A 24,137-nucleotide genomic window follows, 5' to 3' on the forward strand; every position below is an offset into this window, starting at 1 on the left:
GTGTATAAGAGACAGGGCACATTGTGCATCGGTGGTCGCCGCCTCACCCGCCGTGCTCGGACTGATCGCCGACCACTGCACGCGTGGGCTGACCCTGCCGTCGATCGACCGCGTCCTGTCCTTCGGCGCCCCGCTGCGCCCCCGGCTCGCGGACGCCCTGTGCGCCGTGCTCCGGCCGGACGTCGAGGTGCTCAGCGTCTACGGCACCACCGAATGCCTGCCGGTCAGCGCCGTCACCGCCACCGAGCTGCGTACGCTGCGGACGGCGGCGCAGTGCGTGCGCGCGGGGACGTGCGTGGGGCGCCCGGTGCCCGGCGTCGAGGTCCGCGTGCTCGAAGCCGATGGCGTCGGGGTGGGGGAGATCGCCGTCGCCGGCCGCAACGTCAGCGCCGCCTACCACGCGCGCCCCCGAGCCACGGCAGCCTCCCAAGTCGCCGCCGATTGCGGGCTGCTGCACCGCACCGGCGACCTGGGGCGGCTCGACGACCAGGGGCGCCTGTGGTTCCACGGCCGCAAGGCACAGCGGGTCACCGGTCATGGTTTCGTCCTGACGACCGAGAGCGTCGAGGCGGCGGCCGACACCGTAGCGGGCGTCGTGCGCACCGCCCTGGTCGGCGTCGGCCCGCCTGGCGGCCAACGAGCCGCCCTGTGCGCGGAGTTGGAAGCCGGCGCCGATCACGATCGCCCGGCCGTCGCAGCAGCCCTGCACGAGGCACTCGCGCGACATCCGGACGGACACCACGTCCGCCACGTGCTGATCCACCCTTGCCTGCCCACCGACATCCGCCACAACTCCAAGATCAATCGGGAACGGCTGGCCGACTGGGCCACCAAGCGTCTGCGGAGGGCACGATGACCGGGCCGGCGAAAGTCCTCGTCACGGGTGGCACCGGATTCCTCGGCACCGAGATCTGCCGTCGGCTCGTCGCCCGCGGTACCAAGACCCATTCCCTCAGCCGCCGTCCCAGCACCACGCTGAGCCGGCTCGGGGTCCGCCAGCACCAGGGCGACCTCATCGACCCCGCCGCCGTGTCACGCGCGGTCGCCGGCTGCGACGCCGTCATCCACACGGCGGCCCTGGCCGGAGTGAGCGGCCCGGCCCGCCCCTACTGGATGACCCCGTCGAGGAACCGAAGCAGCACGGCGGCCTCCGCGCGGAGCTGCGTGGCCCGATCGACATGCGCGGGCGCGGTCAACTGCGCGGCAACCTCAAGCCGTTCGGTGGCCTCGGCGCGTACCACGTCAACCACCGTGCGCTCGCTCAGCTCACGCCGCGCCACTTCGGTGGCGCCGGCACCGACCGGCGACTGCTCAAGGGCCATACCGCGGAGCTGGGCTTCGTCCACGGGCACCGCCTCGGCGTTGTCCAGCGCGGCAAGCGTTGCGCGCAGCGCACTCACCGCGACCTTGTCGCGGGCACGCATCGCTTCCGGCAGTGCTTGACGCATACGAAGACGCAAAGACATGTCGATGACCTTATGGCCGTACCTCTCACCCCACAACGCGATATATGAAGCCGAGCCTTCTCCACTTCTCCAGGTGGCTGCGTCCCGTCCGGGGCGCGTGGGCGGCCGCGCGTCAGCCCGCGTAGGTGAGGTGGACGAGGGTGATCTCGGTGTCGCCGATGAGGATGACGCCCGCGACGTGACTGCGGGCGATGGTCCGCATGACCCCGTCGTCGGTTCCGTAGGGCTCGGAGTGGGAGGGAGGGTCGAGCAGCGCGTCCAGCAGGAGCACCGACAGGTCCTGACGAGCCTCGTCGGGGAGGGCCTTGTAGGTCGCGTGGAGGGCGGGGTCGAGGTGGAGCCGGTAGGTCACGCCGCGCCCCGCCCACGGGAGCCGCTCTCGCCGGCGGCGGAACGCAACTCCTCGGCAGTCACGTCGATCAGGCCCGCTCGGTAGGTGGAGGGGAGGTGCCCGGCCCCGCGGAACGTCGTGCGCAGGTGCTCGACCCGTTCGCGGTCGGCTTCGAAGGACTCGATGAACTTCACCCAACGGTTCAGGACGGCCGGTACGTCGCGGACGTCGGTGAAGGCGACCTCCTGCATGAACGTCGCCCGCAACTCGGAATGCGGCAGGGCGTGGGAGATGCCGTCGACGGTCCACGGCCGACCGGAGCTGCTCATCGGATCCTCCACCTGACCTGCGGGCGCGGAGGGTTCGTCCGCGCCGTCCGCGTCATCCACGGTAGCAATCCCCGCGCGTCGGCGGAGACGCACCCGAGCGATGTCACCTCGACTTGGGCCCGCGGGTGTGCCCGTGGCCCCGCCGCTGCCCGGCAGGCGCGGGAGGACGGCTCGGCGAACGGAGGCGTCCGTACGCATCTGCGGTTCTTGGCCTTCAGCTTCACCCTGCACTCGACTTCCGTAATAGTGACCACGCCCACGACTTCCGGGCATCGCAGCGGGTGTTGGCGCTCGGCGCCTGGAGGCCACCCGCTTCCCCCGTGCGGCCGATTTCAGCCGCGCCTTCCGTGCGGAATACGGAACTCCACCGAACGACTACCGGCGCCAGGCGGTCGGTTCGTGATCCGGGACGCGGGAGCGGGCGCCTGGCGGCGCTGTTTGTTCGGGGGAGCGATGCGGGTCATCGGCCCTCTCGCGCGGGGGTGAGCGGATTCAGATCCAGTACGGCGCCCGGGGGACCGGACCGGGCTCGGAGGACGAGAGGGCGGCACCGGTGGTGCGGCCGGTGAGCCAGCCGAGGAGGTCGGCCTCGGTGCCCGTCACGGTCGGCCCGCCGGTGCCCAGTTCCTGGATCAGGTCGGTGTCGGTCGCCTCGATGCGCAGGGGCGGGGCGTCGGCGCGTCGGCGCTGTGCTTCGAGGAGGTCGTCGATGATCCAGCGGGCGGCTTCGGGCGGCACGTCGGTGAAGGTGTAGCCGGTGGCCAAGTCGACGTGGTGGACTTCGAGTTCGCGCAGCCGGGTGGGCACCAGGGCGCCCGGTGTCCGCAGTTCACCGGTGCGCATGCGCACCTCATGGCTCCAGGCCGCGTCCGGCAGGGCCCGCACGGCGTGGTCGAAGCGCTCGGCGCTCGCGACGACATCGGTCATCAGCTCGTGGGCCGGGCGCCGGGCGCCGGCCTCGATCTCCGCGGCCCGGGCGTCCATGCTGGCGTACTGCGGGGTCTCGACGCCGGTGCGGGCCCAGGTGAGCAGCCGGCAGAGACTGTCGGCGGCGCGCGCCACATGGGTGATCACATGGCCGCGGGTCCACGGCGGCACCAGTGTTGCGCCGCCGACGTCCGTGTCGGCGAGCGCCTTGACGGTCCGTACGAAGCGGTCCGTGGACGCGGAGATGGGGCCCAGTGCCTCGGTCTTGTACATCTCGGCCCTCGCATGCCGGTCGTATGCGGTGCCCCACGCTCGGAGCTATTCCGCACAATGGAACACCAAATCCGCCTGTCGATAGATTCGGGGACTCTAGATGGCGCGCCTTGGCCTCGTCAATCGACCTGCCGGGCTGGCGGGGAACCTGAACACGGGGAAAATTCCCGGGGGTTGACGTCTCGCGAGATCTCGATCACTCGACGATCGCGCCCAGTTCGATCCGGACGCCCGGCATCACCACCGACCGGTAGCCGAACCAGGCTCCGCGGCCGCTCGCCGCGTCGCCGTGTCACCGCGTCACGCGTGTCACGCGTGTCACCGCGTCCGGGCAGGCCGCGCAGGAGGTCGGCATGGCCGTTTTTTGGCGCATAAGGTGCTGCTGCCCGACTCCGTCCGCAACCGCCCCGCGCGGCCAGGAGTCCTACCGGACATGAAGCGACGCATACCCTTCCGACTCCGCAGACCCGCTGCCGGCGCCCTCGGCCGGCGAGCGGGCGCGGCGCTCGCCCTCACGACCCTCTCCCTCCCACTGACGGTCGCCCTGAGTTCCCCCGCCCAGGCCGCAGGTTCGGGCTGCTACGGACTCCGCGGCCCCTATCAGAAGCAGGCCGAACGGTTCCTCGGGCTCAAGGTCGACGGCCAGCAGTCGGCGTCCGACTGCCGGGCGATCCGCGCCTTCCAGAACAGCCACGGCATCACCCCCGACTACGGCTACGCCGGCCCGGTCACCTGGAGCGTGATGCAGCTGGTCGCCAAGCAACGGGCCGCCGGCCACCACCCGAACAGCGCCCACAAATGCCCCACCAACAAGGGGCGTATCGCCTGCGTCGACCTGACGCGTCAGCTCAGCTGGATCCAGGACGGCGGACGGCTGGTGTACGGGCCGGTACCGGTGCGCACCGGCCGCAACGGCGACGAGACCCGCACCGGACTCAAGCGCATCTACTGGCGGCACCTGCACCACGTGTCGACCATCTACCACACACCCATGCCCTACAGCCAGTTCTTCGACGGCGGTGAGGCGTTCCACGCCATCAGTGGCAGCGTCTGGTCCGCCCCCGGCTCGCACGGCTGCGTCAACATGCGCCCCAACGACGCGAAGAAGTATTGGTCGTTGCTGCACAACGGCGACGACGTGTACGTCTACGGCAGCAAGCCCGGCACCTGAGCACCCCGCGGGCGTGCCGCCGCTCCGGCCGGCACGCCCGCACCCTCAGGACACCGTTCACGTCACGGCCGCCGGCCCGCCACATGAACGCCAGCCGAGGGGTCTGACAACGCCGCCCCGGCGAACGGCCCGTGGGAGCCACCCGGACCGCTGGCCGGTGCCCCCGCCGGGCCGCCTCCGCCGCCCGATTCAGTGGGACAGCAGGGTGTACAGGGCCATCGGCGTCACGTAGCCGGGCCAACGGCCGTCCGAGAAGAGGTGGACGCCCGCGTCCTGATAGCACTGGTCGACGAGTTGGGAGCAGATCATGTGCCGGGTGCTGGCCACATAGCGGCGCAGTCCCGGAACGGGCAGATGGACGCGGTGCGTTGCGATCGCCAGGTAGTCGAGGAAGCTGTACGGGACGCCCACGTAGCGATCGGCTGCCGCGCATATCCCTTCGCGCTGTTGCTCGGTGAGCCGCTTCGGGCACACGTAGAGCACGTCGGAGCCGTCGTACTGGCCGAGCGGTCGGATGCGGGCACCGCCCGGCTCGGCCTCCAGCAGCCGGTCGCCGGGCAGGACCAGGAAGGCGTGTTCGTAGTCGGCGAAGCCGTCTCCGTTGATCCACTGGCCGAAGCGGATCAACCGGCCGGTGACACCGGAGATCTGGGTGAGCCCGATGTCACCGGGCAGGGGATGGGTGTGCTTCATGAGCGGCTCCTGGGAGCGTGAGAAGCGGATTCCCCTCGGTGATACCCGCTGTTCGAGCGCCCGCACCGCGCCACCGGAGGTCTTCGGGTCGCCGGACGCGCAAGCGTGTAGCGGCGAGTGGCGCCGGTGAATGATGGTGCGTCCGTTACCTGGCGGGGTAAACGTCCCGGGACCGCAACGGGGGGACGCCACCGACGACTTCTCTGTCAAGTCCAGCGTGTTGAGCACGAGCTGACCGCTCTCCCCGATCTGACGAGGTGTTGCTCGTGACGACTACTCATGGCGATCTCACCTTGCCGCGCTCCAACGGATCAGCGGTGCCCGGCGGGCGGGGCAGTGAACTTGGCGAGTCGCCCTCGTTGGAGCATCACGAAAGCGTTGCAGCTGCACTTGCAATACTCGATGTCACCGTCGGATGTGGGGTGCTGAGACAGCAGATGCCAGGTCGGCCGGGACACGGTCGCGGTGCAGCCCCACTCCCGGAGCGGGCAGCGATCCTGGGCATCCGGTGCCTGCGGACTCACCGCGGTGACAGGATGACGGCCTCGTCGTAGGGGCTGGTCATCGGGAGTCGGCAGGGGTGGGACTGAGGGCGGCACCGGTGTCGTCTCCCTTCGTAGGCGCCGCGGTCTGAGGCTGGGGCACGCTCGGTTCGGGCAGGGTGCGGAAGAGCAGCCAGCTCAGCACGGGCATCAGGACGAGAGGCGCCAGGGCGGTCTGCAGGGACGTGGCGTCGGCGAGGCTGCCGATGGCGGGGCTGGCCAGCCCCCCGATGCTGACGGTCAGGCCGAGGGTGATCCCGCTGGCGGTGCCGACACGGGAGGGCAGGTAGTCCTGGCCGAGCGTGACCTGCAGCGAAAAGGGCACATACAGGCCGGCCGAGGTCAGTGCCACGAACAGGTAGATGGCCGGGCCGGGCACCCACACCACGCCCGCGATGGCCGCGACCGTGATCAGGTACGACCAGCGCGAGACCGTCACCCGGTCCCACCGGGCGGCCAGGGACCCGCCGAGCACCGAGCCGATCGCACCGCCGAGGTAGAGCACGGACAGGGCCGCGGTGCCCGCGGCCGTGCTGCCGCCCAGGCGCTGGCGGACGTACAGCGAGATGAAGGTGCTCAGACCGATGAACGCGATCGATCGGAAGACCACGGCCAGTGACAGTTTCAGGAAGGAGGCGATGTCATCCCTCCCGGCTGGCACCGTCGTACGGGGTCCGGCCGCCTGCCTCTGTTGCAGGGCGCGCACCACGGGCAGGCACATCGCGGCACCGGCGAGGGCCGGCAGCACCAGCAGGGGCGTCCAGCGCAGTCCTCCGTTGGTCACCACGGCGGCGACCATGAGCGGGGCCAGTGCGAAGCCGATATTGCCGCCCGTGGAGAACCACCCCATGGCCCGGTGGCTGCCCTGGCTGGCGATGCGGGCGACGCGGGCGGATTCGGGGTGGTAGGCGGCCACGCCGATCCCCGATATCGCGACGCATACGAGGGTAGGCGTGTAAGAGCCGTTCAGGCCGCTCAGCGCGATGCCGACACCGCCGAGCAGCGTGCCGACCGGCAGCAGCCAGGGCATGGCCCAGCGGTCGGTGAGCGCGCCGAACACCGGCTGCACCACCGAGGACAGCAGCGAGGCGGCCAGCACGATGCCCGAGGCGACCGCGTAGGTGTAGGCACGCTCGGCGATGAAGAACGGCACCAGGGCCGCCACGGAGCCTTGGTAGATGTCGACACAGGCATGGCCCGCGGACAGCAGAACGATCGATGTGTTCCTTCGCATCGCGTCATGTTCCGGGCCCGGCATCATGTCGCGCTTCCGATAAACTGCCACATGATGATGGAAAGCCGCCACGATCCCGTAGCCCCGACCCGCACCCAGTGGCTGGCGTCCGGCGGCTCGATCGACGCCCACCGGCACGACGACCACCAGATCGTCTATGCAGGCCGCGGGGTGCTGGCTGTCACGACCAGCGAGGGATCCTGGGTCGCCCCGGGCACGCGCGCCATCTGGGTGCCCGCCGGCACCGTGCACGCGCACCGGGCATACGGCGAACTCGACCTGCACCTGGTGGGGCTGCCCGCCACCGAGAACCCACTCGACCTCAACGCACCGACCGTGCTGGCTGTCAGCCCACTGCTGCGCGAACTGATCATCGCTTACACACGCGCCGAGGACGACGACAGCCCCGAACGGGCCCGCCTTCGTGCAGTGCTCCTCGACCAGCTGCGGGCCTCCCCCCAGCAGCCGCTGCACCTGCCTACCGCCACCGCTCCCCTGCTGCGCACCCTGTGCGCCATCCTGCAAGCCGACCCGGGTGACGGCCGCACGCTCGCCGAACTCGGCCGCGAGGTCGGGGCGAGCGACCGCACCCTGTCCCGGCTGTTCCGCAGTGACCTCGGCATGACCTTCCCGCAGTGGCGCACACAACTTCGCCTCCACCACGCATTGGTCCTCCTGACCGAGCGGACGCCGGTGACCGCGGTGGCACATCGGTGCGGCTGGTCGTCCACCAGCGCCTTCATCGACGTCTTCCGCCGCACCTTCGGCCACACCCCGGGCTCCCACCGGACAGGCTGAGGGCGCGTACAAGTCTGGACCGAAGGCGGTTCGCAGCGAGCCGTGGCCCCAACGTAGGTGACGCCGTCGAGTTGCACACCGGAACCGATCTTGACGGCCTGGGGATCGCCAAGGTGTTCAGCGAGCGGGCCGTCATCACCCTGCAGGTTGGCAAGATTGCCGAGAACTGCCCTGACAACGTGGCGATTCCGGCTCAGAGCTGACCGGTGGCCCGGCCCGGTGCTGCCCCGGCCCTGGCGGGTCACGGCGTCGTCTCCTTCTCTCCGGGCAGGTCCTGCGGGGGCTTCTCGTCGCCCAGGGCCGCGGCCGGGGTGTCGCGGGGGTCCTCCCAGGTGTCGGGGACCAGGGCCATGCGGGTCTCCATCTCCAGTTCCTGCAGGGCGTGCAGATAGATCAAGGTCGACAGCTGCGAGGTGTGTCCGAGTCTGCGGCGGACCCAGTCCATGGGGTCGCCGAAGCTCCGTTGGTAGTGCAGTCGCTGGGCCGGGTTCATGTCGCCGAGTGCGGCGATGTGCCCGCGCTGGAGCTGTTCGAGGGTGATGACGGCAAATGTGTGACTTGTGTCCGCAGAAGCTGTGTGCGGTGGAGTTCGTGTCGTGATTGAGCTGGCCATCTGCGGACGCGGCATTCGCGATGTCGGCCACCGGCTGTGTTGCATTGCGCCGACAGCACCGTGAGGCAGATCACTCACGGTGCGAGGCGGTGCCTCCCTGTCAGATCACGCCGCCGCGCGACGCCTTGTAGAAGGCCCCCGACCTGCTTCAGTCGATTGTCCCGCCGACCCGCCGCAGGACCCAGCGGCGCGAGAGGTCCGTGTCGCAGGTGAACTGGACAAGCGGGTGGTTGTTGTCGGTCGAGACGCCTCCGGCGACGGTCAAGCACTTGCCGGTCTGCATGTTGACGATCTGGAACACGCTGCCGTTGACGTTGATGAGTCTCCAGCGGCGCGAGGGGTCCGTGTCGCAGGTGAACTGGACGAGCGGGTGGTTGTTGTCGGTCGAGACGCCTCCGGCGACGGTCAAGCACTTGCGGGTCTGCTCGTTGACGAGCTGATTGGAGATGCCGTTCCCGTTGGTGACAATCCAGCGGCGCGAGGGGTCCGTGTCGCAGGTGAACTGGACGAGCGGGTGGTTGTTGTCGGTCGAGACGCCGCCCGCCACGGTCGCGCACTTGCCGGTCTGCAAGTTGACGAGCTGGAAGTGTCCCGATATCTGTGCCGGGGTACCGAGCATGGCCGGCTGCGCGACCGCAGCATCGGGCAAGAGCATGACGCCCCCGGCCACAAGAACTGTCGATGCCGTCCAGAGACGGTTCCTCCGGTTGTTTTTGCGCATAGGGGCGCTCCTCTCGTGATTCTGTGAGGGAGGGGAGAGCGATGCCCGCCCGCCGGCCCCGCTCCAGGGCTTCCGCGAGGGCGGCCGACGGACTCCGGTGTCCGGCACCGCGTCGACGGCCTGGCAGTGGCCACCGATGAAGCTGTGGCAGTTTCTCCCCCCATCGAACCACGACTCGCACGGATCAGCAGCAGGTACGGGAGGGAGCCCGGGCCGAGGCGCTGTGCATTCCCGGCCCTTCCCTCCCCCACAGGAATCAGCGGCGGACGGGGCAGGGCAGGTGGCGCGCTCGCGTTGATCATCTCCGTATGGGTGAGATGGGCCCTGGCGGTGTACTTGGTCGGTTTCCTGGAGGGAGCCGGTGCCCACTGCCTGGATCTGATCCGAGGCGGGGTCCATGCCTATGCGTCCTTCGCTCCGGTCCCGCTGCAAGTGTTCTTCGTCAGCTTGGTGGTTCTCGATCCGCTGGTCGTCGTCCTCGTGGGACTTGTGCGTCCGGAGGGTGTTCGGTTGGCGAGCGGTGTGATGGTGCTGGGCGCCATAGCGAACTGGATCGTCAACTGGCCGCGGCTGCAGGAGGATCCGGAGTGGCTGTTGCGGCCGGTCGGGCTGTTGCCGATCACGCTCTTCGGCCTGTTCATCATCGCGTCCTCGACTCCCTTGCTTCGGGCCGTGACGCGGCCGCATCTCAGCTGCACGACCCGATGACTGTTGTTGACGATCGGGCAGCGGGAAGTCGCACGACACGGCTCGCGGCGGCCGCGGTCTGACGCAGGTGGACGATCTCCTCGTGCTGGGCGGCGAGCCGAGCCAGGGCATGGCCGCGGAAGTCGCTGAGCTCGTCGACCGTCTGCTCCGACTGGGCGAGCCGTTCCCTGAGCTTGGTGTTCTCTGCCTTGAGTCGGACGATCTGGGCCTCGCGAGGATCGGGGATCTCGCCGGCCTGGTGCATGGCGTTCAAGCATTGTTCGAACTCGACGCGGAGGTGAGAGTAGGGGCGGGTGCCGTAGAACGCAGTGCGGTCGACCGCCGCTTCGTTGGCGAGGGTCTTGATATCGCACTTTCCGCCAGGCGGGATCTCGCCGCGCAGGAGCCGGTCCATAGCTGCCCGGATGCGGTTCTCGTTCTCGGTGTGCTGGACTGCGGAGAATCTCATGAGGTCGCCTCGTCCATGGTGCTGGCGGCGTCGATCTCGGCGACGACGCGGAGGGCCCGGTTGTGGTCGGCCTGGCCCCACGTCGTCGCCGCGAACCGGGCCTTGAGTGGGCCCGCCGCCCGGTGCTCGGCGTACCGGCTCAACGCGGCCTTCAGCCGTACCCGCGAGTCGAACATACCCACCCCGTGCTCGGCCAGGAACTCCGTCCACTCCTTGACCACCCGCGCATAGTTCTCCCACGAGCTCGGCGCCGGCGCCCCGCTGGCCGGGAGCTCGCGCAGCCACCGGTTCACCATCGCTGTCGGACGCGGCGCTGCCGGTCCGTCCTCGAAGCACAGGTCGTCGTCGACGAGCACGGGCATCCCCTCGGGGATCAGCGGCCGATGCTCGACGTCCCAGGACTCCCAGCCCCGGGACGAGAAGAAGCTCAGGATCATGGGCGCTGACAGTAGAAACACCACACGGCTCAGCACAAAGCCCAAACGCCCAGGACACCAGCCCAGTTGGAGCCAATCGCCACACGGAAACTAAGCGGAGACAATGTGTCTCAGCAGGTGGGCGTGGGCAAAGAGGTCCAGGCCCTGTTCTTCGCACCGCTGGTTGGCCGTGGTGAACATGTCCTTCCACGCCGACAAGGTCAGCGGCATCCCGCTCTCGCCGAGCCAGAACATCGCGGGCTCCAGGCCCTGTTCGGTGTCGACCAGTAGCCGCCGACGCTCGCGCGGGCCGAGCAGCCGGACGTCGATCCTCTCGCCGCGGTGGATACCGCTCGTGTACTGGGCCAGGTGCGGCCTCTGCGGATCAGCGATCACGATCGGCCTCGGATCTTGCGGTAGCGGCCTGCATCGCGGGCCTCCTCGATGACGCGCTGCCGGTCCTCGGCCGCGTAGGCCGTCAGGTCCCGCCGGACCGAGGCCGGCTCGTAGACCCATCGCGCGGAGTTCCGTTTCGCGATCGCCTTGGGCAGCCAGGACTTGCTGTAGCCGGCCGGGCCGGGTCCGGTCGGCACTTCCGTGATCAGGCGGCTGGCCTGCTCTTCCAGCCGCAGGCCGGTGCGGACCGTGGAGTCAGTGAAGGTCCCGTTGCGCGATGCCCACCGGCCGCGAAAGTTGTCCCGGGGCAGGCCCTCTCGGTCATAGCCGAGGACTCCCACGTCCCGCCATCGTCGGTAAGGCGGTGCGGGAAGCCACTCGACCACCTCGCCACCTGTGTCGTGAGCGTAAGTCGCTGGCACCGTCTCCCCAGTGTCCACCGGCTTCGAGCGGCGCCTGTTTCCCTTCTGCTCGGCCTTCCCGTCACGTCGCGGCCGCTGCGGGATCGGCACTTCCGACACCCACTGCTTGCGCTTCGCGTAGACGTAGAACTGCTGCAGATGGGAGACTTCTTGGCTCCACGTGTCCCCGTCGACCCGAGGCCCGCGGGGATCAAGGCGCCGCCAGTAGTGGTAGGCCGTGTGATCGGCCTCGGTCGCGTCCCGCCAGTCCTTCCCGCCCTGGCTCTGAGGCAGGAAGTTCAGCTTCCTGCAGAGGGCCGACGCCCGGTTGATCTGACTGTTCAGCCGGCCCTCCAAGAGGTTCACCCGATGGAAGTGCGAGTTGAGGTCCGTGTCGTAGACGAAGCGCGGTGACAACAGGTACAGCGTGCCATCAGGAATGCCCAGGTCATCGAGCCATAACTCCCACTCGTCCGGGGAAATCCGCAGGTGCCAGGGCTGCGGCTCAGGCTGCGGTAAGTCCCGCGAGCTGTAGTGGACGGTCCACGCGTTCGTTGGCACGGCCGGACGCTAGCGGACCCGTGACCGGATCACGGGCCAGGCGGTGTCAGCTTCCGTAGACGGTCGTGCCTGGCGCGACCGCCACGCCTCGAGAAAGGCCCCTCCCGGCTGGGAGGGGCCTTCGAAGGCTACGACTGTGCTGCTCAGCTCTTAGAGGACCTTGAGCTGCTGGGGCTCGGCGCCGGGCTTCTCAGCTACGGAAACGGAGCCCCCCGCGTTCCAGACTTCCTCCAAGTAGGCGTAGACCTGGATCGCTCGGATGATCGAGTCGGTCTTGCTGTAGCCGGTTAGTTCGACGATCCGCTCGAGGGCTTGTGCCGCACGGGAAGGAAGGTTCGCGGTCACCCGGTCGACCTGATGGGACTTCCCAGTGCTCCCCTTCTTCTTCGGTTGCGCCTGCTGAACCCCGGATCGCCGACGGACCGCCGACGGCAGCCTGCCTGCACGTACATGACCGCGGAGATCGCCGGTGGCCGGCTCACCGACGTGGTGCCGCACCGCCTGCCACGCCGGCCATGAGCGGCGCCGCGTGGCGGGTCACCTGCCCAACAGGCCGCGCACATAGGCGGCCTGGCCGGCGTGCTGGAGATCGTCCGCGACCACGCTGACCAGCCGGACGCCCAGGGTGACCGGCGGCGACCAGCTCCGGTCGACGACCCGGCCGAGGTCCTTCACGGCGAGCGTGGAGAGGTACCGCACCGTGCCCTCGTGCACCGCCGCGTGATAGCCCGTCAGCAGCTCCGCGCCCAGGCCCCGCACCTTCGCGACGTCCTTGCGGGAATGCCCGTAGCCGATGTCCTCCGCGGGGAACGGCAGCCCGAACGCCTCGTACCACTCGTCCGCGGTCCAGATCTGCTCGGTGCCGGCCACCCCGGCGATGTGGTCGTCCTGAACCCGGGTGAGGTGCCAGACCAGCCAGCCGATGGAATTGGCGCGCCCGTCGGGACGGGTGCCGAGCTCCTCGGAGTCGAGGCCGTCGACCACCTCCTCGACGACCTCGCGGATCCGGCCGAAGGCGTCGACGAGCAGATCGGTGCTGGCGGACATGGCGGCTCCGTACGGTGGGGGACGGCCGGTGGCTGCGGTCCGGCCATCGTCGCAAGCCGGGCGGGCGGCCGCCGTCCGGCGCACCGGGGTGGACGGCCGCTCCGCCGCATGGCGGAAGCGCGGCGGCCCGGGATCATGCCCGCGGACCATACGGGTCCGGCCCGCGGGTCGATGGCATCCGCCCGTCCGTCCGGCACGATCGACGTATGCATACAGGCAACCCGAACACCGCCACGTATTCGTCCAACTCCCTTGTTCCGGCGCCACGTTGGGCCGTCCGGTCGGCGCATCTGACTGCCTTGGTGGTGCTGCCCAGCGGGCTGTGGCGGCTTGCCCTGGTGGTGGGATGCCCGGCCGGCTACACCGCCGAGGGCTTCGTGCCGTTCGACACCGCCGGCGCCAAGGTCTGGATGCTGGCGCTCAGTGTGTTCAGCGAGCTCGCGGCGCTGCTGACGATCGGCCTGGTGCGGCCGTGGGGCGAGGTGGTGCCGGGCCGGGTGCCGCTGATCGGCGGGCGGACCGTCCACCCGGCTGCCGCCGCCGTCCCGGCCGGACTCGGCGCGCTGGCGCTGACCGTGCTCTGGGCGGGCGTGCCGTGGTGGTGGTCGTATCCGCACCAGGACATGACGCCCACCGGGAACGTCCTGGTCGGCATGCTCTACCAGCCGCTGTTCCTGTGGGGGCCGCTGCTGGGAGCTGTCACCATCTCGTACTGGCGTCGCCGGCGCCGTTCTGCGGGCGGTGGCCGGAGCCGGGTCCGCGGACCGGTCGGTACCGGCGGACGGCGTTGAGTCAGCGCCGCGCGGATCGTGCCGCGAGGGTGTCAAGCAGGGCCTGGACCGGCCGCAGTGCGCGGTCGCCGGGGCCGACGATGCTGAGGATGCGGGGCAGCGGCTTCACCACCCGGACCAGGCGGCCGGCCCGGACGTAGGGATTCGGGTCGCCCAGTGCGGCTTCCAACGCGGGCCGTGTCCAGTGTGTCCTGGCCAGGCCCCACGCCCAGCGGTGCTCGTCCTCGTAGGGCAGCCATCGGCCGGCCGTGTACGCGTCCGCCAGGTCGTGGGCCTGACGGGACATCGCCTGCCAGCTGAAGTCCTCCTCGATCAGTTCGCGGCGCCGGCGGCCGGGGCGGTCCTCCCCGCACGGTGCGCACAGCCGCACCTGCCGCTGCGGACCGATCGGGGGCCGCACGGCCAGGGCGGACGTTCCGACGGCGGGACGACGGTAATGGCACAGGTCACAGGTGGCCGCGCCGGTGATCGAGGGGTCCGGATATGAGCTCACGAAGGACTCAACGACACAAACGTGACCAGGTGGCGTGGCTCATGGGTGGCGAACTCCGGCAGCGATGCGACGTCGTGCTGCGACATGTGAACAACCCTATCCGGCCCAGGAGTTGGCCAACGGTTTCCCACGCAACGGTCACAATTGGACATGTACACGTCTTGTTCATCTCTGAGATCTACCCGCATAGACCGCGCGGTGGTGCCATGACGACACCTGCCCGGCACGAGGCCGGGCCGACCTCGGAGCCCCCATGCGATCGATACGCCGATTCGCCTCCGCGACCACCGCACTCGCTCTGGCCTCCGCCGGACTCCTCCTCACCACCGGCAGCGCCCACGCCGCCACCTGCTCCCAGTCCCGGCTGCCCCTCCCCGACCAGGTCTGCACCCCCGGCGCCTTCAATCCGGACGTCACCCAGTCCACCATCGACTCGACCATCTGCGTCCCCGGCTGGACCAAGACGGTCCGCCCGCCGGTCTCCTACACCACCCCGCTGAAGATCAAGCAGATCGGCCAATACGGCTACTCCGACACCAACACCGCCGACTACGAAGAGGACCACCTCGTCCCCCTCGAACTCGGCGGCGCGCCCCGCGACCCCAAGAACCTCTGGCCCGAGCCCCGCTACGGCGACCAGCCCGCCGCCAGCAAGGACTCCGTCGAGAACAAGCTGAAGACCGCCGTCTGCAACGGTGACGTCGCCCTCGACGACGCGCGCAACGCCATCGCCACCGACTGGACCACCGCACTGTCCAAGGTCGGTATCGGCTGACCACCGGACACCCGCCGCCGTCCACCAGGCGCGAGCGGCACCCCTCCGGTCACCGACGGCAGTCCGTCCAACTCGGCCGTCCCGCCGTCGGTGACCGCTCAGCCGGCCGGCGGGCCCACCCGGGTCGCCACCACCAGTCGGCACCGGGGACTGCCGTCCGCCCGCCGCCCCAGCTCCGGCACCGCCCGCAACTCCACCGCGAACCCGGCCCGCACCAGCTCGGCCCCCACCTCCGCGAGCCGGAAACCCCGGTAATACATCACGAACCGCGGCTGCCACAGCGCATTGCGCACCCGCATCGCCGCATCGAAACCCCACAGCGCCCAGTACAGCGGCGACCCCGGCCGGGCGGGCGCCATCACCGGGAACACGAACCGCCCACCGGGCCGCAACACCGACCGCACCTGCGCGAACAATCCCGGACGCTCCCGCGGCAGAAAATGCCCGAACGCCCCGAAACTCACCACGACATCGAAGACCGGCCCGAACGGCAGCGCCCGCGCATCCGCCCGCACCCACTCCAACCGCGGCCCGGCCCCATCGAGTCCAGGCCCCGGTGCGCTGTCCCGTCCCACCGCGAGCATCCCCGCACTGACGTCGACACCGGTCACCCGCTCCCGGCACACCCGCCGCAACACGTCCATCCCCGCACCCGTACCGCAACACAGATCCAGACCACTGCGGAACGGGCCGAGCTCCCGCAACTCCCGCACCACCGGATCCAGCACCACGTCCGGCGTCCGGAACGGCGTCCGGTCGAACTTCGGGGCGAGCAGGTCATAGCCCCGCTCGATGGACGACAGCGCCTGAACGGCGAGTTCACGGAACGTAGGACCCTCGGGTGCGAACACCGCGTCAGCATAGGTGCCGGGCCCGCCCTACGACTGCGCGATGTACTGGTGGATCGCCGGATCGCTGACCTTGGTGTACACCCCGGGATGCCGCGGCGCGGCACACCCCGTCCCCCACGACGAAATGCCCGCCAGATACCCGTCCACCACCAACGGACCCCCGCTGTCGCCCTGACACGCGTCCTTACGACCCTCCTGGTAGCCGTAACACGTCATCCGCGGGGTGATGGAGGACGGTCCGTACGCCCCTTTGCAGTAGGCGTCGCTGAGTTTGGGCACGTCGACCCGCCGCAGCCGCTCCGGCAGCACACCGCCGTCATGTGTCGCCCCCCAGCCGGTGACCGTCGCCGGCGTGCCCGCCGTGGGTTCCTTCCCCTCCGCCATCAACGGGACCGCCTGCACCCCGTCCCCGAATTTCAGCGGGGACGCCAGGACCAGCACCGCCACGTCGTAGTCGATCGTGTCGGCGTTGTACTTCGGGTGCCGCAGCACCCGCGCCACCGGGACGACCTGCCCACCCGACCCGCGGGCGTTACTGCCCGCCCGGACGCTCAGCGAAGCCGGCGGTGCCCCCACGGTGCAGTGGGCCGCGGTCACCACCGCATCGGCACGGATGATCGAACCACCGCAGATGTGCCCCCCGCGGCTGCGCAGCGACACCTGCCACGGCACGTCCCGGACGTCCGCGTTCTTCCCGCCCACGATGCGGGTGTCCAGCACCGCCCGGCCCGCCATCGCGGTCGCCGGTGGCACCGCGGCCAGCACCGCACCGAACACCGCGGCCGCCGCCGCCCCACCCCGCAGCCATGACCGTGCCATTGCGCCTCCTGCATCCGAATCGGCCAGGACCCCTCCTCGTCCTGCGATCCTCAAGGACACCGCGGCGCACCGGGGCGAAGAGCGGGCCCATTCCGTCGAATTGGTGGTATTCGACCCGACGGCGTTTGAACCCGCACCGCTGCCGCGGACCGCCCCTCGGTCCGGTGCCGGGCACCGCCGCACCCGCCGGCACACCCGAGACACGATCCTGCCGAGGCATCGAACACCACGGCGAGGGCCCCGGAAGTGCGTACGCTGAGCCCGCTGCCTCACGATGGCCGAATCCTTTCGGTGTACGACAGGAGCTCACGATGGCCGCCTCCGCCCCTGCCGGTGCTGGCTCCAGGTCCACGGCGCGGCACCGCCTGCGCACGTGGATGCTGCAGGGGGTGGCCGACATGGGTAAGCACCAGCGTGCCGAACCGGAAACCGGCCACCAGGGTCAACGCTGGTGGCGCGTGATGTGCCTGACCGGTGTCGACTACTTCTCCACCCTCGGCTACCAGCCCGGCATCGCCGCCCTGGCGGCCGGGCTCCTCTCGCCCGTCGCCACCCTCGTCCTCGTCGTGGTCACCCTCGCCGGCGCACTCCCCGTGTACCGCCGCGTCGCCAAGGAGAGCCCGCACGGCCAGGGCTCGATCGCCATGCTGGAACGGTTGCTGTCCTTCTGGAAGGGCAAGCTGTTCGTCCTCACCCTCCTCGGCTTCGCCGCCACCGACTTCCTCATCACCATCACCCTGTCAGCCGCCGACGCCGCCACCCACCTCGTCGAGAACCCCCACGTCCACAGCGCGCTCCAGGGCCGGCAGATGGTCGTCACGCTGATCCTGGTCGCCCTGCTCGGCGCGGTCTTCCTCAAGGGATTCCTCGAAGCGATCGGGGTGGCCGTCGTCCTCGTGGGCATCTACCTCGTGCTCAACGCGGTCGTCGCAGCCGTCGGTGTCTGGCACGTGGTCACCGCCGGACATGTCGTCACCGACTGGACCCGGGCACTGACCATCCAGCACGGCAGCATTCCGGCCATGGTCGCGGTGGCCCTGCTCGTCTTCCCCAAACTCGCCCTCGGCCTCTCCGGATTCGAAACCGGCGTCGCGGTCATGCCCCATATCGAAGGCGACCCCGACGACACCGAAGAACGCCCCACCGGACGGATCCGAGGCGCCAAGAAACTGCTCACCACCGCCGCCGTCATCATGAGCGTCTTCCTCATCATCACCAGCTTCGTCACCACCCTCCTCATCCCGGCCCCCGCCTTCAAACCCGGCGGACCCGCCAACGGCCGCGCCCTCGCCTACCTCGCACACGAATACCTCGGCTCCGCCTTCGGCACCGTCTACGACGTCTCCACCATCGCCATCCTCTGGTTCGCCGGGGCCTCCGCCATGGCCGGCCTGCTGAACCTGATGCCCCAGTACCTCCCGCGCTACGGCATGGCACCCCACTGGGCCCGCGCCGTCCGCCCCATGGTGCTGGTCTTCACCGCCGTCGCCTTCCTGGTCACCTGGATCTTCGACGCCAACGTCGACGCCCAGGGCAGCGCCTACGCCACCGGCGTCCTCGTCCTCATCAGCTCCGCGGCCATCGCGGTGACCATCGCCGCCCGTCGCGCCGAGCAACGCGGCTGGGCCATCGGATTCGCGGTGATCTCGGTGGTGTTCCTCTACACCACCGTCACCAACGTCATCGAGCGCCCCGACGGAGTGAAGATCGGCGCCTGCTTCATCGCCGGCATCATCCTGCTCTCCTTCACCTCGCGGCTCGCCCGCGCCTTCGAACTGCGCGTCAGCGACGTCATCCTCGACGACACCGCCGCCCGCTTCGTCCGCGACATCGCCCAGCGCCGCATCCGCTTCATCGCCAACGAGCCCGACCAACGGGACCTCGCCGAATACCGCGACAAGGCCCAGCAGATCCGCGCCGACAACGACATCCCCCCGGAAGACGACCTGGTGTTCGTCGAAGTCACCATCCGTGACCCCTCCGAATTCGAAAGCGAACTCCACGTCCACGGCTACGTCATGCACGGTCGCTACCGGGTGCTGTGCCTGGAGAGCTCCACCGTCTCCAATGCCCTGGCCGCCCTGCTGCTCTACGTCCGCGACACCACCGGGCGACGCCCGCACATCTACTTCGAGTGGACCGAGGGCAATCCCTTCGCGCAGTTCCTCCGCTTCTTCCTCTTCGGCCAGGGCGAGGTCGCCCCCGTCACCCGGGAAGTGCTGCGCGAGGCCGAACCGGATCGCAGTCGACGACCCCGCGTCCACGTCGGCTGAACACCGGACCCGCCCCCGTCACCCCAGACCCGGAATCCCCGAGATCACCAGATCGATCAGCTTGATGCCGACGAACGGCGCCACCAGACCACCCAGCCCGAAGAACGCCAGATTCCGGCGCAACAAGTCATGCGCCGAAGCCGGCCGATACCGCACCCCGCGCAGCGCCAACGGAATCAGCGCCACGATCACCAGCGCGTTGAAAATGATCGCCGACGTGATCGCCGACGTCGGACTGTGCAGCTCCATCACATTCAGCGCCGACAGCCCCGGATACACCCCCGTGAACATCGCCGGAATGATCGCGAAGTACTTGGCCACGTCATTGGTGATCGAAAAGGTGGTCAACGCGCCCCGGGTGATGAGCAGTTGCTTTCCCACCTCCACGATCTCGATCAACTTGGTCGGATTGGAATCGAGATCGACCATGTTGCCGGCCTCCTTCGCGGCGGACGTACCGGTGTTCATCGCCACCCCGACGTCCGCCTGGGCCAACGCCGGCGCGTCATTGGTCCCGTCACCGGTCATCGCCACCAGCCGGCCGCCCGCCTGCTCCCGGACGATCAACGCCAGCTTGTCCTCCGGCGTGGCCTCCGCCAGATAGTCGTCCACCCCGGCCTCCCGCGCGATCGCCGCGGCCGTCAGCGGATTGTCACCCGTGACCATCACCGTCCGGATCCCCATCCGGCGCAACTCGGCGAACCGCTCCCGGATCCCTTCCTTCACCACGTCCTTGAGATGCACCACGCCCAACAACCGCGGCCCCTGCCGGTCATCCACCGCGACCAGCAACGGCGTCCCGCCGGACGCACTGATCGCATCGCTGAAAGACCGTGCCTCCGCCGGCACTTCACCGCCGCGCTGCGCCACCCACTCGATGATCTGCGCGGCCGCCCCCTTGCGGAGCACCACCTCACCCGGATACTCCGAGGGCCGCCCCGCCCCGCCCGCCACACCGGCCGCCCCGCCCGTGGCCGCACCCGCCGCCCCGGAGCCGACAACACCCGCCGTCCCGGAACCCTCCGACCAGCGCAGATCCACCCCACTCAGCCGCGTCCGCGCACTGAACGCCACGTACCGGACGAACGACAGCTCCTTCTCGTCCGGCGCCTGTAGCCCGTACTTCTCCCGCGCCAGCGCCACCACGGAACGCCCCTCGGGCGTCCCGTCCGCCAACGACGACAGCGCAGCGGCATCGGCCAGCGCCAGCTCGTCCTGTCCCGGCAACGGCACGAAGGCCACCGCCTCCCGGTGACCGAGCGTGATGGTCCCCGTCTTGTCGAGCAGCAGCGTGTTGATGTCCCCCGCCGCCTCCACCGCACGCCCGGACATGGCCACCACATTGCGCTGCACCAGGCGGTCCATCCCGGCGATCCCGATCGCCGACAGCAACGCCCCGATCGTCGTCGGGATCAGCGTCACCAGCAACGCCACCAGCACCGCCGTCTGCTGGGCCGCCCCCGCGTAAGTCGCCATCGGCTGCAGCGTGACGACCACCAGGATGAAGATGATGGTCAGCGCCGCCAACAGGATGTGCAGCGCGATCTCGTTCGGCGTCCGCTGCCGCGCCGCCCCCTCCACCAGCGCGATCATCCGGTCCAGGAACGAATGCCCGGTCCGCGAGGTGATCCGCACCACGATCCGGTCCGAGAGCACCGTCGTCCCGCCCGTCACACCGGACCGGTCACCGCCCGCCTCACGGAGCACCGGCGCCGACTCCCCGGTCACCGCCGACTCGTCGACGCTCGCCACCCCCTCGACCACCTCACCGTCGGCCGGGACCGTCTCACCGGCCGCCACCAGTACGAAGTCGAACGGCCGTAGATCGGACGCCGGAACCGTCTCGGTGACGGCACTGCCGAGGTGGACGCCCACCCGCCAGTTGTCCCGCAGCCGCCGGGCCGTGAGATCTGTCCGGGCCCGCCGCAGCGACGCCGCCTGCGCCCGGCCCCGGCCCTCCGCGACCGCCTCCGCGAGCTGCGCGAACAGCACCGTCAGCCACAGCCAGCCACTGATCACCCAGCTGAACACCGACGGATGCAGCACCGCTGACAACGTGGTCAGCAGCGAACCGCACGCCACGACGAAGAGCACCGGATTCGCGGCCAGCACCCGCGGATGGAGTTTGCGCAACGCCTCCGGCAAGGCCGTCAGCAGCACCCGTGGATCGAACAGCCCGGCCGGCGCCCGTCGCCGCCGCCCCCGGTGGCCGCCGCCCCCGGACACGTCCCGGGCGGGGACCCCGCCCGGGACGTGCGCCGGAGCCGTCGGCGGGGTGGTGGGAACACGGGACGGGGCAGCAGGCATGCGAATGCTTTCTGGACGAGCGGGCACGGGGAAGAGGCCGCGGAGACGCCGGACCGGGACCTGCGCATGAGGCATCAGACGGCCTTTGACCTGCGCATCCGCCGTCCGTGGCCGTCTCCCGGCCGGAACCGAATCTAGGGCCTCGCCCACCGGCACAGGCCCGGCCACGAACGGAATTTGCGGCTCTCTTACGGCCCTGGCCACGGCTTGCCACCAGCGACACCCGGACCGGCCCCCGGACCGGCCTGTGGACCGGCTCCGCCCACCAGACGGACGGGCGGCACGGGGTCGCCCGGAGGTAGCCTGAATCCACTGCTCCTGCTCGTCCCCCAGCGCAGGGGAGGACCGATGACGATGCCCACGGGGCCCGAGGCGACACCGACGCCAAGCCTCCGCCCCAGCAGAGCCGACGCCCCCCGTTACGTCCCCATCCCCGAACACGGCCTGATCGGCGACATGCGCACCGCCGCCCTCGTCGGCACCAACGGCACCATCGACTGGTACTGCTGCACCCGCTTCGACGCCCCCAGTGTCTTCGCCGCGATCCTGGACGCCGACCGCGGCGGGGCCTTCGAACTCGCCCCGGACGTACCGGCCCGCACCAAGCAGTTCTACTTCCCCGACACCAACATCCTCATCACCCGCTTCTTCGCGGACAAGGGCGTCGGCGAGGTCCAGGACTTCATGCCGATCGTCGGCGACTCCCGCGAGGCGGGCCGGCACCGGCTGATCCGTCGGGTGCTCTGCGTCCGTGGCTCCCTCCCGTTCTCCGTACGCGTGGCACCCCGCTTCGACTACGGCCGGCAACCGCACACCGTCCGCACCCACCACGACGGCGTGACCGTCTTCGACTCCCCGGAACTCTCCCTCGCCCTCACCTCCAGCGTGCCCGTCGCACCGGACGGCCCGGACGCCCGCTCCTCCTTCACCCTCGCCGAGGGCGAAGCCGCCGTCTTCGCCCTCGACCGCATCGGCGACGGCGTCGAGCCCCGCTTCTGCGCCGTCGGGGAGGCCGAGCAACTCTTCGGCGCCACCGTGCGCTACTGGCGCAACTGGCTGGCCCGCTCGCGCTACCGGGGACGCTGGCGGGAGATGGTGCACCGCTCCGCGCTCACCCTCAAACTGCTCACCTACGCACCGACCGGCGCCATCGTCGCCGCCCCCACCACCAGCCTGCCCGAGCAGATCGGCGGCGAGCGCAACTGGGACTACCGCTATGCCTGGGTCCGGGACGCGGCCTTCTGCATCTACGCCTTGCTCCGCCTCGGCTTCACCGATGAGGCGGAATCCTTCGTGCACTTCCTGTCCACGAAGATCTGCCTGAAGGACTGCGCCCACGGCCCGCTCCAGATCATGTATGGCATCGACGGCCGCAGCGAACTCCCCGAAGTCGAACTCCCGCACCTGGAAGGCCACTTGGGGTCCGCCCCGGTCCGCATCGGCAACGCCGCCGTCAGTCAGCTCCAACTCGACATCTACGGTGCTCTCATCGACTCCCTCTACCTCTACGACAAATGGGGGCAGCCGCTCTCCAGCGACCACTGGGACACCGTGTGCGGCCTGGTGAACTGGGTGTGTGACAACTGGGACCAGCCGGACGAGGGCATCTGGGAGACGCGCGGCAAGATCCAGAACTTCCTCTATTCACAGCTGATGTGCTGGGTGGCCATCGAACGGGCCATGCGGATCGCCCGCCGCCGCGGTCTCCCCGCGGACATGCCCCGCTGGTCCCAGGCGCGCGACGCGATCTACCGGCGCATCATGCAACGCGGCTGGTCCACCGAGCTCCAGGCGTTCGTCCAGTACGAAGGCGCCGACGTTCTGGACGCCTCGGTCCTGATGATGCCGTTGGCCAAATTCATCTCGCCGACCGACCCGAAGTGGCTCTCCACCCTGGACGTGCTCGGCAACGAACTGGTCTCCGACTCCCTCGTCTACCGGTACGACCCCAGGAACAGCCCCGACGGGCTCCGCGGCGAGGAAGGCACCTTCTCGATCTGTTCGTTCTGGTACGTGGAGGCGCTCTCCCGCGCAGGCCGGGTGGACGAGGCCCGGCTCGCCTTCGAGAAGATGCTCACCTACGCCAACCACGTCGGCCTCTACGCCGAAGAGATCGGCTACACCGGCGAACAGATCGGCAACTTCCCCCAGGCATTCACCCACCTTGCCCTGATCAGCGCGGCATTCAACCTGGACCGGGCCCTCGGCTAACTCGACGGACGGGCCCGGCCGGGCAGCACCTCAAGGGGCACGGTCGCCTGCGTCGCGGCCCGTGCGGCGTGGTCTCGGAGTCTGGGCTCGGGCTCGACCGCGACGACCCGTTCCACCTCCGGCGGATAGTGCCGGAAGTTCGCGCCGGTGCCCGCCCCGATCTCCACCACGCTGCCGCGGATGCCCGACAGCAACTCCCGGCGGTGGTCCAGCGAACCATGCGCGTCCGCGTAGGCACTGATGCGTGGATAGATGCGTGCGAAGAGTGGGTGTGAAACCTTGTCCGCCATGCTGGGCTCCCCGTGAGTGGGTGAGGCGTGGGTGAGGGAAGGCATCCGCCGCCGGTCGCTGTCACCTCCACTCCTCATGGTCGCTTTCCGCTTGTGGTCTTCTGCTTGCCGCTTGCGACAGGTCGTAACGTCCCGCCTGCCGCCCGCGGTTCGCTCGCCGTTGCGAGCGGGTGCCTTCCGAGAACAGTGCATCACTCAGCGGAGCCGTGAGGCGTCGGAGCGTGGGTGGAATGGCGGTCTCCACCCGTGGGT

Annotated in this window: 28 protein-coding genes and 2 pseudogenes; 11 read left to right on the forward strand and 19 right to left on the reverse strand. The window is 69.7% G+C overall.

Annotation, left to right across the window (positions count from 1 at the left end; genetic code table 11):
- The first annotated feature begins 31 nt into the window (after positions 1 to 31).
- Together ACFVT2_RS13950 and ACFVT2_RS13955 are read left to right on the forward strand one after the other, a co-directional pair.
- Positions 32 to 856 (forward strand): AMP-binding protein, encoded by an 825-nt coding sequence (locus tag ACFVT2_RS13950; protein ID WP_390016508.1) that lies wholly within the window; start codon positions 32 to 34, stop codon positions 854 to 856.
- Positions 853 to 1,083 (forward strand): annotated as a pseudogene (locus ACFVT2_RS13955) (NAD-dependent epimerase/dehydratase family protein); the annotation flags it as partial. The gene ACFVT2_RS13950 and the pseudogene ACFVT2_RS13955, both read left to right, overlap by 4 nt.
- A 23-nt stretch (positions 1,084 to 1,106) precedes the next feature.
- Here the strand turns inward: ACFVT2_RS13955 and ACFVT2_RS13960 are convergent.
- The 4 genes from ACFVT2_RS13960 to ACFVT2_RS13975 all read right to left on the reverse strand — a co-directional run bounded on the left by ACFVT2_RS13960 (position 1,107) and on the right by ACFVT2_RS13975 (position 3,326).
- Entirely contained in the window at positions 1,107 to 1,424 is a 318-nt protein-coding gene (locus ACFVT2_RS13960; RefSeq protein WP_390017068.1) for a hypothetical protein, read from the reverse strand.
- A gap of 154 nt (positions 1,425 to 1,578) precedes the next feature.
- Complete coding sequence (locus ACFVT2_RS13965; RefSeq protein WP_390016510.1) at positions 1,579 to 1,818, reverse strand: hypothetical protein; 240 nt, start codon at positions 1,816 to 1,818, stop codon at positions 1,579 to 1,581.
- Entirely contained in the window at positions 1,815 to 2,126 is a 312-nt protein-coding gene (locus tag ACFVT2_RS13970; protein WP_390016513.1) for a hypothetical protein, read from the reverse strand. Before ACFVT2_RS13970 ends, ACFVT2_RS13965 begins: the two co-directional genes overlap by 4 nt.
- Positions 2,127 to 2,618: 492 nt before the next feature.
- A complete protein-coding gene (locus ACFVT2_RS13975) occupies positions 2,619 to 3,326 on the reverse strand; it encodes a maleylpyruvate isomerase family mycothiol-dependent enzyme (RefSeq protein WP_390016516.1) in 708 nt (235 codons plus the stop codon).
- 433 nt (positions 3,327 to 3,759) lie between these two features.
- Here ACFVT2_RS13975 and ACFVT2_RS13980 point away from each other — a divergent pair, with 433 nt between their 5' ends.
- On the forward strand, positions 3,760 to 4,497 hold the full coding sequence (locus ACFVT2_RS13980; RefSeq protein ID WP_390016518.1) for a L,D-transpeptidase family protein: 738 nt from the start codon (positions 3,760 to 3,762) through the stop codon (positions 4,495 to 4,497).
- A gap of 189 nt (positions 4,498 to 4,686) precedes the next feature.
- Here ACFVT2_RS13980 and ACFVT2_RS13985 read toward each other — a convergent pair whose 3' ends face one another.
- Positions 4,687 to 5,190 carry a hypothetical protein gene (locus tag ACFVT2_RS13985; RefSeq protein ID WP_390016521.1) on the reverse strand — a complete coding sequence of 168 codons (504 nt, stop codon included), beginning with the start codon at positions 5,188 to 5,190 and terminating at the stop codon, positions 4,687 to 4,689.
- 561 nt (positions 5,191 to 5,751) lie between these two features.
- Positions 5,752 to 6,966 carry an MFS transporter gene (locus tag ACFVT2_RS13990; RefSeq protein ID WP_390016524.1) on the reverse strand — a complete coding sequence of 405 codons (1,215 nt, stop codon included), beginning with the start codon at positions 6,964 to 6,966 and terminating at the stop codon, positions 5,752 to 5,754.
- A gap of 54 nt (positions 6,967 to 7,020) precedes the next feature.
- Here ACFVT2_RS13990 and ACFVT2_RS13995 point away from each other — a divergent pair, with 54 nt between their 5' ends.
- Together ACFVT2_RS13995 and ACFVT2_RS14000 are read left to right on the forward strand one after the other, a co-directional pair.
- On the forward strand, positions 7,021 to 7,764 hold the full coding sequence (locus tag ACFVT2_RS13995; RefSeq protein WP_390017070.1) for an AraC family transcriptional regulator: 744 nt from the start codon (positions 7,021 to 7,023) through the stop codon (positions 7,762 to 7,764).
- A gap of 71 nt (positions 7,765 to 7,835) precedes the next feature.
- Positions 7,836 to 7,967 carry a hypothetical protein gene (locus tag ACFVT2_RS14000; protein ID WP_390016526.1) on the forward strand — a complete coding sequence of 44 codons (132 nt, stop codon included), beginning with the start codon at positions 7,836 to 7,838 and terminating at the stop codon, positions 7,965 to 7,967.
- Between the two features lie 38 nt (positions 7,968 to 8,005).
- On the opposite strand, the gene ACFVT2_RS14005 is transcribed toward ACFVT2_RS14000, so the two are convergent.
- Entirely contained in the window at positions 8,006 to 8,257 is a 252-nt protein-coding gene (locus tag ACFVT2_RS14005) for a hypothetical protein (protein ID WP_390016529.1), read from the reverse strand.
- A gap of 268 nt (positions 8,258 to 8,525) precedes the next feature.
- Positions 8,526 to 9,098, reverse strand: coding sequence for an RICIN domain-containing protein (locus ACFVT2_RS14010; RefSeq protein WP_390016531.1), 573 nt, complete (start codon positions 9,096 to 9,098; stop codon positions 8,526 to 8,528).
- A gap of 294 nt (positions 9,099 to 9,392) precedes the next feature.
- On the opposite strand from ACFVT2_RS14010, the gene ACFVT2_RS14015 reads away from it, so the two are divergent.
- Positions 9,393 to 9,806 (forward strand): hypothetical protein, encoded by a 414-nt coding sequence (locus ACFVT2_RS14015; protein ID WP_390016533.1) that lies wholly within the window; start codon positions 9,393 to 9,395, stop codon positions 9,804 to 9,806.
- Here ACFVT2_RS14015 and ACFVT2_RS14020 read toward each other — a convergent pair.
- The 5 genes from ACFVT2_RS14020 to ACFVT2_RS14040 form a co-directional block, all read right to left on the reverse strand.
- Complete coding sequence (locus ACFVT2_RS14020; protein WP_390016535.1) at positions 9,787 to 10,254, reverse strand: hypothetical protein; 468 nt, start codon at positions 10,252 to 10,254, stop codon at positions 9,787 to 9,789. The genes ACFVT2_RS14015 and ACFVT2_RS14020 overlap by 20 nt on opposite strands.
- Positions 10,251 to 10,691, reverse strand: coding sequence for a hypothetical protein (locus ACFVT2_RS14025; protein ID WP_390016538.1), 441 nt, complete (start codon positions 10,689 to 10,691; stop codon positions 10,251 to 10,253). The genes ACFVT2_RS14020 and ACFVT2_RS14025 overlap by 4 nt, the downstream gene beginning before the upstream one ends.
- 90 nt (positions 10,692 to 10,781) lie before the next feature.
- On the reverse strand, positions 10,782 to 11,066 hold the full coding sequence (locus ACFVT2_RS14030; protein WP_390016541.1) for a hypothetical protein: 285 nt from the start codon (positions 11,064 to 11,066) through the stop codon (positions 10,782 to 10,784).
- Positions 11,063 to 12,028, reverse strand: a complete 966-nt coding sequence (locus ACFVT2_RS14035) for a hypothetical protein (protein ID WP_390016544.1) — start codon at positions 12,026 to 12,028, stop codon at positions 11,063 to 11,065. Before ACFVT2_RS14035 ends, ACFVT2_RS14030 begins: the two co-directional genes overlap by 4 nt.
- Before the next feature lie 150 nt (positions 12,029 to 12,178).
- Positions 12,179 to 12,373 (reverse strand): hypothetical protein, encoded by a 195-nt coding sequence (locus tag ACFVT2_RS14040; protein WP_390016546.1) that lies wholly within the window; start codon positions 12,371 to 12,373, stop codon positions 12,179 to 12,181.
- 45 nt (positions 12,374 to 12,418) lie between these two features.
- Here ACFVT2_RS14040 and ACFVT2_RS14045 point away from each other — a divergent pair.
- A pseudogene (locus tag ACFVT2_RS14045) lies at positions 12,419 to 12,547 on the forward strand (YfcE family phosphodiesterase); the annotation flags it as partial.
- Positions 12,548 to 12,565: 18 nt separating this feature from the next.
- On the opposite strand, the gene ACFVT2_RS14050 reads toward ACFVT2_RS14045, so the two are convergent.
- On the reverse strand, positions 12,566 to 13,075 hold the full coding sequence (locus ACFVT2_RS14050) for a DUF664 domain-containing protein (protein ID WP_390016548.1): 510 nt from the start codon (positions 13,073 to 13,075) through the stop codon (positions 12,566 to 12,568).
- 206 nt (positions 13,076 to 13,281) lie between these two features.
- On the opposite strand from ACFVT2_RS14050, the gene ACFVT2_RS14055 reads away from it, so the two are divergent.
- Positions 13,282 to 13,866 carry a hypothetical protein gene (locus tag ACFVT2_RS14055; protein WP_390016550.1) on the forward strand — a complete coding sequence of 195 codons (585 nt, stop codon included), beginning with the start codon at positions 13,282 to 13,284 and terminating at the stop codon, positions 13,864 to 13,866.
- A gap of 1 nt (position 13,867) precedes the next feature.
- On the opposite strand, the gene ACFVT2_RS14060 is transcribed toward ACFVT2_RS14055, so the two are convergent.
- A complete protein-coding gene (locus ACFVT2_RS14060) occupies positions 13,868 to 14,359 on the reverse strand; it encodes a hypothetical protein (RefSeq protein WP_390016553.1) in 492 nt (163 codons plus the stop codon).
- Positions 14,360 to 14,612: 253 nt separating this feature from the next.
- Here ACFVT2_RS14060 and ACFVT2_RS14065 point away from each other — a divergent pair, with 253 nt between their 5' ends.
- On the forward strand, positions 14,613 to 15,134 hold the full coding sequence (locus ACFVT2_RS14065) for a hypothetical protein (protein WP_390016555.1): 522 nt from the start codon (positions 14,613 to 14,615) through the stop codon (positions 15,132 to 15,134).
- Between the two features lie 98 nt (positions 15,135 to 15,232).
- On the opposite strand, the gene ACFVT2_RS14070 is transcribed toward ACFVT2_RS14065, so the two are convergent.
- Both ACFVT2_RS14070 and ACFVT2_RS14075 read right to left on the reverse strand, forming a co-directional pair.
- Positions 15,233 to 15,985 (reverse strand): class I SAM-dependent methyltransferase, encoded by a 753-nt coding sequence (locus ACFVT2_RS14070; protein ID WP_390016558.1) that lies wholly within the window; start codon positions 15,983 to 15,985, stop codon positions 15,233 to 15,235.
- A 27-nt stretch (positions 15,986 to 16,012) separates the two neighbouring features.
- A complete protein-coding gene (locus ACFVT2_RS14075) occupies positions 16,013 to 16,804 on the reverse strand; it encodes a serine protease (RefSeq protein ID WP_390016561.1) in 792 nt (263 codons plus the stop codon).
- A 311-nt stretch (positions 16,805 to 17,115) separates the two neighbouring features.
- Here ACFVT2_RS14075 and ACFVT2_RS14080 point away from each other — a divergent pair, with 311 nt between their 5' ends.
- Entirely contained in the window at positions 17,116 to 19,077 is a 1,962-nt protein-coding gene (locus tag ACFVT2_RS14080) for an amino acid transporter (protein ID WP_390016564.1), read from the forward strand.
- Between the two features lie 18 nt (positions 19,078 to 19,095).
- On the opposite strand, the gene kdpB is transcribed toward ACFVT2_RS14080, so the two are convergent.
- Positions 19,096 to 21,384 (reverse strand): potassium-transporting ATPase subunit KdpB, encoded by a 2,289-nt coding sequence (gene kdpB / locus ACFVT2_RS14085; protein WP_390017072.1) that lies wholly within the window; start codon positions 21,382 to 21,384, stop codon positions 19,096 to 19,098.
- A 348-nt stretch (positions 21,385 to 21,732) separates the two neighbouring features.
- On the opposite strand from kdpB, the gene ACFVT2_RS14090 reads away from it, so the two are divergent.
- Positions 21,733 to 23,595 (forward strand): glycoside hydrolase family 15 protein, encoded by a 1,863-nt coding sequence (locus ACFVT2_RS14090; RefSeq protein WP_390016567.1) that lies wholly within the window; start codon positions 21,733 to 21,735, stop codon positions 23,593 to 23,595.
- Here ACFVT2_RS14090 and ACFVT2_RS14095 read toward each other — a convergent pair.
- Positions 23,592 to 23,885: a hypothetical protein gene (locus tag ACFVT2_RS14095; RefSeq protein ID WP_390016570.1), complete on the reverse strand. Its 294-nt coding sequence runs from the start codon at positions 23,883 to 23,885 to the stop codon at positions 23,592 to 23,594. The genes ACFVT2_RS14090 and ACFVT2_RS14095 overlap by 4 nt on opposite strands.
- Between the last annotated feature and the right edge of the window lie 252 nt (positions 23,886 to 24,137).

This window comes from Streptomyces sp. NPDC058000, from assembly GCF_042886435.1.
In the GTDB taxonomy this organism is placed as follows: domain Bacteria; phylum Actinomycetota; class Actinomycetes; order Streptomycetales; family Streptomycetaceae; genus Streptomyces.